Origin of the sequence: Ulvibacterium sp. (genome assembly GCF_965228935.1) — a bacterium.
GTDB lineage: Bacteria > Bacteroidota > Bacteroidia > Flavobacteriales > Flavobacteriaceae > Ulvibacterium.
Genome location: NZ_OZ245846.1, coordinates 2,218,968 through 2,227,500 on the forward strand (window position 1 = coordinate 2,218,968; position 8,533 = coordinate 2,227,500).

Sequence of the window (8,533 nt, forward strand, 5' to 3'; positions counted from 1 at the left end):
ATTCGGTTAAATTTAGAAACCATCACGATCCAAAGACAAAAAAATGTACGGTTGGTAGGTAATGCTGTATAAATGGGGGGATTGAGATTGTCAATTCATGCTGTACAAGACAAAGGAGTTGTCCTGGTCCTTTACCACAACTTCCAATCTCCTATTATTGTCCACATCGCCCAAATCTATAGGGGAAGTGCCTACGATCGGAAAATTGGGAATGGGCTTCGCATTGCTGTCAAAAAGATAAACCCTTTGATTTTGAATATCGGTTAGGGTAACATATATCTTATCGTAGATATAAAAGATCTTTGGAGGTAGATATACGCCCAGATCCAGTTCTACCTTGTTTCCCTTAATACTGAGTTCATTGTTGTTCATAAGTACAAGGGTTTTGTTGGTAGCATCAAGGCCATGATCCTCATTTAGATTGAGGTCGGCCTCCGACATCTTTCCCCTTTCATCAATTTGGTACAAAATCCCCTTTTTGTCCGTGGCAATGAATTTATTCTTGTATACATATATTTCGTTTTCCGAGAAATCGATTTTCTTGTCCACCTTTACCCGAACTTTACCTACCCGGCTTAAAATCTTTAGGCTGCCGTCCGAAAGCTTAAACGTTAGATAATCCTTTTTGCCAATTCTAAAATGCTTTGGAGCACTGAGAACGGGGTGCTCCGCCTCGGTATAGGTAAAACCGGTTACGATGTTGCCTTTGTTATTGTACATGAAAATCTTTTCGTTCTGCACCACAACAAAGCGATAATCCTTCTTTCCATCATAGTCAAAGACCGCAAGGGGATTCAAATTTCCACCCTCAAATGATTTTACAAAGGGTTTTACCTCCTTTCCGTTTCTATCCAGAATCAGAAATTGATTGTTTGTCGTGAAGGCAAGTTGTAAACGACCATTCTTATAAATATCTACTTGATGCACCTTGCCTTGAATACGGCCATCCAATTTTTTGCTCCAAAGTATTTTGCCTTTCCTTGTTATTAGATAAAGGGTGTTGTCCTCATCTTGAACAACAATTTCCTTGGCCTTGGTATTATGATTGACAACGAATTGTGGATTTGTGGCAATTTCATTTTCCAGGTTTTTGGAAAACGATTTGGAAATACGTCTACTGGATTTTTTTGGTGTAATGCTACTTACAAGGGCATTGGTGTGGAAAATGTCCTTGTCGGCCACTACCTGCGCCGCATATGTCGTGGATTGGAGCCTTGATCTGGCAAAATCCTGAATGAAGGTTTTCGAAAAATGAGTATCCAGTATATCCTTTATGCCCTTGGAATCAGAGATATACAAAACGGTAGATTCGGAGGCTATGTTTTCCATAGCTGTCTCATAGACTGGGGTGTCCTTAAAGGTGTTGTTGTTTTTATGGCTTCGGATAACGGTCTGTAAAATTTCCTTTTCCCCGGCAAAAACAAAGGCATTGTCTAGAACCGTAGCATATTGTGCATCAAAATCCTTGATAAGCGGGGAAAGCAGTTTTTCCAAAAAATTACTTTGGCCCAGTTCCAGAATTTCGTTTCCTTGAAAATCAAGGGAGCCCACTTGCATCGCTCCCAGATACTCGGCAATGGTTTCGGATCCAAAAGTGTTTAGCAGTACCGCTTTTTTGGAATTGAGATAGATAAACCCAATTTCCTCTACCGTGGAAAACAAGGAATCTTCAGGTACGGAATACCCTAAATATCCACGTTTGTTCTTGGCGAATATCTCATAATCATGGAATGTATAGGATAGGATGGCCCGGGCATTTTTTGGGGCAAAATTCTGGATAGTATTGGCCAAGGGCGTTGTATCCTTAAAAAGGTCCAGGTAGTTTTGGGTGGAATCCTGCACCATACTTATTCCCCTTAAATTGATTTGATCCAATTGCAGGTCGATATCGAGGGATAACCAATCCGAAAAGCCTGTTATGTCGATTACAGGGTTGTCCTTCAAAAGAGATTCAAGAAGCTCTGCGTTTTCGTCCATATCCATAAAAAGGGAAGCCGGCTTTGTGGTCCCCGAGGCCTTATAAAGTTTTAGCAGTTCCTTCGGAATTTCGACCTTTTCAAAATTCGTTAACAAATCCTCCAATACGGATTGTGATGAACTTATGGCAATTTTATCATCCAAACGGGATGCAAAGAACATTGTTCCATCAATAGTATACCGATTTATTTCTTCCCGGCCTTGGGCAAGGCTCTCGACCGTCTTGTTTTTTATACTGTCCAGGTTTATTACATCCGGACTAAAATCGGTGATGAAAGTGTACCCCCATTCTTTTTCCGTGGATTTTGAAAAAGTCAATAAGCCCGAGGTTTGGGGATGGACATAATTGAGATTATGCACGATCTTGGCAATATCGTTGTACGTTTTTGAGGACTCAAAATGTTTGAGGAAATCGTTGTTTTGAAGACTTTCCCTAAAGCTATCAAAAGAATTTATTTTGATGAGTAGGGACGCGTTAACGGGAACAAGCTCCAAAAAGGATGAAGTAGTTTTATTCTCTTTTTGACAGCCGAAAATCAGAAAAAGAAAACCTAGGATAAGGATTTTGGACTTCATGTAAATACTTTACCGTAAAAGTAAACTTTTAAAACTCTAAGGTCAATTGATCCGGCAATAACCTAAAACTTTTTCTGTGGTATTTTGTCGTGCCATATTTGAGGATAGCCTCGCGGTGTTCACGGGTTGGGTAGCCTTTATTCTTTTTCCAGTTGTACATGGGGAATTCCTCATGCAACTTTTCCATATAGGCATCCCTATAGGTCTTGGCGAGTACGGAAGCGGCGGCAATGCTCATGTATTTGCTGTCCCCCTTCACAATACTTTTATGCGGAATATTTTTATAGGACTTGAACCGGTTTCCATCCACAATAATAAACTTTGGTGTTATGTCGAGTGATTCAATGGCTTTGTGCATGGCCAAGATGGAAGCATTAAGAATATTGATTTCGTCAATTTTTTCGGGATACACATGTGCCACACCACAACAGATACAATCCTTTTCCAATATAGGCAGTAAAGAGTTCCGTTTGCTGTGGGAAAGCTGTTTGGAATCGTTTAAAATATCATTTTCAAAGTCTTCGGGAAGGAGTATGGCGGCGGCCGTTACCGGTCCTGCGAGACAGCCTCTGCCCGCTTCATCGGTACCTACTTCATCAATATCGGAATAAAAGGATTTTAACACTTGAAACAGGTTTTGATCGGGGTACAATACAAGTATAGTAAATTTTGATAGAAAATTATTTGTGCCAACTTTGATGATGTCCCGTGTAGGCTGGGAAAACTTTCACATTTCATTAGGAACAAAAAAATTAACTTTGTCCACGAAACTTGTTTTGATATACTGCTTAATGCAAATGCCAAAATGGTTGATTGTAATAATCCCGGCTTATGACGGGACCTGTTTAATGCTTCTTTAATGGGGCCGTCATCCAATTTAATGAAATATTTTCCTTTCCTGTTTTTACTGTTTTTTGGATTCTCGCTGTGCGCTCAGGAAGATTCCATTCCACCTGCCAAGAAACTGGATACCTCCCGTTTAGGGGAAAGGACAATAAAACCGGGAAATGAAAAAATGGAAGCCCCTTCCCAGGAATTGACGATTAGGGACTATAAGATAATTTCATATGCCCGGGACACGACCTTCCTGGATACCACCTTGACCATACAAAAGGAATACCGTTATAATTATTTGAGAAAGGACGATTTTGAACTTATGCCTTTTTCCAATGTAGGCCAGCCCTACAATAAATTAGGTGTCGATTTTGATCGTAGAAACCTTTATCCTTTATTAGGGGCCGAAGCACTTCACTTTAATTATATGGAGATGGAGGACATTATGTATTATGATGTTCCAACACCTATGACCGATCTCTTTTTTAAGACAACTTTTGAACAAGGCCAACTCTTGGATGCCATGCTAACGTTCAATACGTCAAGGAGACTCAATTTTTCCATAGCCTATAAGGGCTTTAGATCTTTGGGAAAATACGCATTTGACCAAGCGGAGTCCGGCAACTTCAGGACGACCACTAACTATATCACCGCGAATGGACGGTATAGTCTACGCGCACATATTGCCGCCCAGGATATAGAGACGGAAGAAAATGGAGGCTTGCTGAACCGGGAACAATTTGAGACCGGTGGTGAAGACAATGAATTTCTTGATCGATCCAGGATAGATGTTAGATTCACCGATGCCAATAATAAAATATTAGGAAAGCGTTATTTTTTGGACCATCAATACAAATTGTTGAGAAGCAATCGAGACTCTACTAAAGTCGAGGCAACTTCCTTGACCATTGGTCACAAGTTCAATTACGAGACCAAGTACTATCAGTTCATACAAACGGCCAACAATGATTACTTTGGGAACGCCTTTCTTACGGATGTCAATGATAAGGCCAGTCTTAAGACCATGTTTAATGAATTTAGTGCGGAATTCTTTAATACAATTCTAGGAAGGCTTCAGGGAAACATAAGTCTTTACAATTACAATTATTTCTTTAACAGTATCCTAATAACTGATACACAGCAAATCGATAATAGGTTAAAAGGCGAGGAAATCGCTATTGGGGCGAAGTATGAAAAACAGATAGGCGGTTTTCAGCTAAGAGGAGATATGAAATACAATGTGTCCGGAAGTTTAACGGGTAGTATTCTGGATGCCTCGGCGAGCTACCGCTTCAATGAAAATAACCATCTCAGGGTTTCGATCCATTCCTCTTCCAGGATGCCAAACTTCAATTTTTTGCTTTATCAAAGTGAATATGAGAATTACAACTGGCAGAATACGGCCATATTCGAAAATCAAAGGGTAAACAACATTCAGGTCAATTTCGATTCTGGTTTTTGGGGCAGTATAATGGCCAAATACACCACTTTGGATAACTATACCTATTTCACTTTAGATCTAGACAACCCAGTAGATGAAGGAATGGAATTGGGTAATATAAGGCCCTTTCAGGAAGGCAATAGTGTAAACCACTTAAAAATAAAATATAACAAAGAGTTTAAGTTGGGAGGTTTTGCGCTAAACAATACCGTGATGTACCAGAATGTTTCGCAAACCAACAATGTGCTCAATGTTCCCCAATTGGTAACTAGGAATACCTTGTATTTTTCTTCCGATGTATTTAAAAAGGCCATGTACTTACAGACGGGTATTACATTTAAGTATTTCACGGCTTACAATATGGATGGGTACAATCCGCTTCTTGGGGAATTCTACATTCAAAATACGGAAAGTTTTGGAGGATATCCACTACTGGATTTTTTCATCAATGCCCGGGTAAAGCAGACCAGGATATATCTTAAAGCGGAGCACTTCAACTCTTCTTTTGGAGGAAACTTCGATTTTTATTCGGCACCGAACTATCCGTACCGGGACTTTGTAATTCGTTTTGGTCTGGTCTGGAATTTCTTTTCTTAAAAGGATTCCTTCCAATTTCACTACTTTTTCAGTATTGCCTTATGCTATACACAGATAAATAAGATTTTCTTGAACACTATTTTTGGTTTATTTCTTACCTGCTGCAAAATGTGAAGGAGTAGTTCTATACCCTTTAAATAGGTGCATTTTTGACATTTCCCTTGGCCCTTGTAAAATGATTATTCCTAACCTTTTCAAAAAAAATTGCCCAGAGGTTGTACAAACAAAAAAACCGGTTTATATTTGCAGCCGCTTTGGGGGACGCCCCCGGGGTTTATGGAAGTTCATAGACATATTGTGGAGACGCGGAGCGTTGCCTTATAAGGCATCGTTCCGGGGAGACAACATAAGCAGAATAGTAAGGATAATAGAGAGAGAGATCGAGGGCACGGGATCGGGCCTTGGTCGCCGGCGCGTGGATATATACGAGCCGACGATGAAGAGTTTGATCCTGGCTCAGGATGAACGCTAGCGGCAGGCCTAACACATGCAAGTCGAGGGGCAGCATTCTGTGCTTGCACAGAGATGGCGACCGGCGCACGGGTGCGCAACGCGTATGGAACCTGCCCCTGTCGGGGGAATAGCCCGGGGAAACCCGGATTAATGCCCCGTAGTATCCCGTAGCGGCATCGCTTGCGGGATTAAAGATTTATCGGACAGGGATGGCCATGCGTACCATTAGCTTGTTGGCGGGGTAACGGCCCACCAAGGCGACGATGGTTAGGGGCCCTGAGAGGGGGATCCCCCACACTGGTACTGAGACACGGACCAGACTCCTACGGGAGGCAGCAGTGAGGAATATTGGACAATGGGCGGAGGCCTGATCCAGCCATGCCGCGTGCGGGAAGACGGCCCTACGGGTCGTAAACCGCTTTTGTACGGGAAGAAACCTATCTACGTGTAGATAGCTGACGGTACCGTAAGAATAAGGACCGGCTAACTCCGTGCCAGCAGCCGCGGTAATACGGAGGGTCCGAGCGTTATCCGGAATCATTGGGTTTAAAGGGTCCGTAGGCGGGCCGTTAAGTCAGGGGTGAAATACTGCGGCTCAACCGTAGAGGTGCCCTTGATACTGGCGGTCTTGAGTGACGGTGGGGCGGCCGGAATATGTGGTGTAGCGGTGAAATGCATAGATATCACATAGAACACCGATCGCGAAGGCAGGTCGCCAACCGTGTACTGACGCTGATGGACGAAAGCGTGGGGAGCGAACGGGATTAGATACCCCGGTAGTCCACGCCGTAAACGATGGACACTAGCTGTCGGGCCCTTGGGCTCGGCGGCCAAGCGAAAGTGATAAGTGTCCCACCTGGGGAGTACGTTCGCAAGAATGAAACTCAAAGGAATTGACGGGGGCCCGCACAAGCGGTGGAGCATGTGGTTTAATTCGATGATACGCGAGGAACCTTACCAGGGCTTAAATGCATTATGACAGGTCCAGAGATGGACTTTTCTTCGGACATATTGCAAGGTGCTGCATGGTTGTCGTCAGCTCGTGCCGTGAGGTGTCAGGTTAAGTCCTATAACGAGCGCAACCCCTGCCGTTAGTTGCCAGCATGTAGAGATGGGGACTCTAACGGGACTGCCGGTGCAAACCGCGAGGAAGGTGGGGACGACGTCAAATCATCACGGCCCTTACGTCCTGGGCCACACACGTGCTACAATGGCCGGTACAGCGGGAAGCCACCCCGTAAGGGGGAGCGGATCCACAAAACCGGTCACAGTTCGGATCGGGGTCTGCAACCCGACCCCGTGAAGCTGGAATCGCTAGTAATCGGATATCAGCCATGATCCGGTGAATACGTTCCCGGGCCTTGTACACACCGCCCGTCAAGCCATGGAAGCCGGGAGTGCCTGAAGTCCGTCACCGCGAGGAGCGGCCTAGGGCAAGATCGGTAACTAGGGCTAAGTCGTAACAAGGTAGCCGTACCGGAAGGTGCGGCTGGAACACCTCCTTTCTGGAGCGCGGCGGCCTTTGCGCCCGGTCCCGTGCCCTTCGGTCCCTTTCCTTTTTTTGCAATTTCCATGTCCCCCGCGTCCCCACGATAACGATATACGGCACCGGGGCCGATGTGCCCCCGGGCCACATTGTAGAGTTACAGTCCCATAGCTCAGCTGGTTAGAGCGCTACACTGATAATGTAGAGGTCGGCAGTTCGAGTCTGCCTGGGACTACGGGAAGCCCCCTCCGGCCCCCCTCGGGGGGAGGACGGAAAGGGATCTTTCCCTCCCTATGGGGGGATGCCCGTAAGGCAGGGGGCCAGGTTCATTGAGAATAGGAACGATTGGAAATTTTAGGGGTTGGGTATCCCAGGTTGACGTACGGGTCATCGATTAACTGATAACTGTTAACCGATAGCCGGCGACCGATAAAGGGGAATTAGCTCAGCTGGCTAGAGCGCCTGCCTTGCACGCAGGAGGTCATCGGTTCGACTCCGATATTCTCCACGAGGCCTATGGCAAGCACCAAAGGTCCAAAAATCAAATTCCAATTTGGTATTTGTATTTTGGGGATTGGTATTTGCCCGAAGGGCCAAAGGTTCATTGACATATTGGGACAGGGCGCATATTTTTTTATGGGATGTGCGCACTGGGAGAAGACACGAATTTTTTTAAGTAAATAGAGCGAGCGAATAGGAACCAAAGGTCCGGCGACAAGCTGGACAAGGGCGTATGGGGGATGCCTAGGCTCCCAGAGGCGAGGAAGGACGTGATAAGCTGCGAAAAGCCGCGGGGATCGGCACATACGATATGATCCGCGGATGTCCGAATGGGGCAACCCGGCCAGTTGAAGACTGGTCATCCGCCGACCGGCGGAGGCGAACCCGGTGAACTGAAACATCTAAGTAGCCGGAGGAGGAGAAAACAAGAGTGATTCCGGGAGTAGCGGCGAGCGAAACCGGAGAAGCCCAAACCACGTTCGTTTCGGCGAACGTGGGGTTGTAGGACCGCGAGATCGTGTACATCGCCGACCGGAACCCCTTGGAAAGGGGGGCCGCAGACGGTGACAGCCCGGTACGGGAAGGCGATGTGCGGGTAGCGGTATCCTGAGTAGCGCGGGGCACGTGGAACCCTGTGCGAACCCGGCGGGACCATCCGCCAAGGCTAA

Annotated in this window: 3 protein-coding genes, 2 tRNA genes and 2 rRNA genes (1 of these 7 running past the window's edge); 5 read left to right on the forward strand and 2 right to left on the reverse strand. The window is 45.5% G+C overall.

Features of this window, described 5'->3' with window-relative positions; all coding sequences use genetic code 11:
* Window positions 1–90: 90 nt before the first annotated feature.
* Complete coding sequence (locus tag ACO06Y_RS09285) at window positions 91–2,553, reverse strand: ribonuclease HII (protein WP_422083562.1); 2,463 nt, start codon at window positions 2,551–2,553, stop codon at window positions 91–93.
* Window positions 2,554–2,581: 28 nt separating this feature from the next.
* Complete coding sequence (locus ACO06Y_RS09290; protein ID WP_422083563.1) at window positions 2,582–3,178, reverse strand: ribonuclease HII; 597 nt, start codon at window positions 3,176–3,178, stop codon at window positions 2,582–2,584.
* A gap of 255 nt (window positions 3,179–3,433) precedes the next feature.
* Here ACO06Y_RS09290 and ACO06Y_RS09295 point away from each other — a divergent pair, with 255 nt between their 5' ends.
* From ACO06Y_RS09295 to ACO06Y_RS09315, 5 genes are all read left to right on the forward strand, one after another.
* Window positions 3,434–5,425: a putative porin gene (locus tag ACO06Y_RS09295; RefSeq protein WP_422083564.1), complete on the forward strand. Its 1,992-nt coding sequence runs from the start codon at window positions 3,434–3,436 to the stop codon at window positions 5,423–5,425.
* A 433-nt stretch (window positions 5,426–5,858) separates the two neighbouring features.
* A 16S ribosomal RNA gene (locus ACO06Y_RS09300) occupies window positions 5,859–7,383 on the forward strand.
* A 142-nt stretch (window positions 7,384–7,525) separates the two neighbouring features.
* Window positions 7,526–7,599: transfer RNA gene (locus ACO06Y_RS09305), tRNA-Ile, on the forward strand.
* A 199-nt stretch (window positions 7,600–7,798) separates the two neighbouring features.
* Window positions 7,799–7,872 (forward strand) — tRNA-Ala (locus ACO06Y_RS09310).
* 203 nt (window positions 7,873–8,075) lie between these two features.
* Window positions 8,076–8,533, forward strand: a 23S ribosomal RNA gene (locus ACO06Y_RS09315) (it continues 2,390 nt past the right edge of the window).
* Together the 16S and 23S rRNA genes with 2 tRNA genes alongside form the textbook arrangement of a ribosomal RNA operon.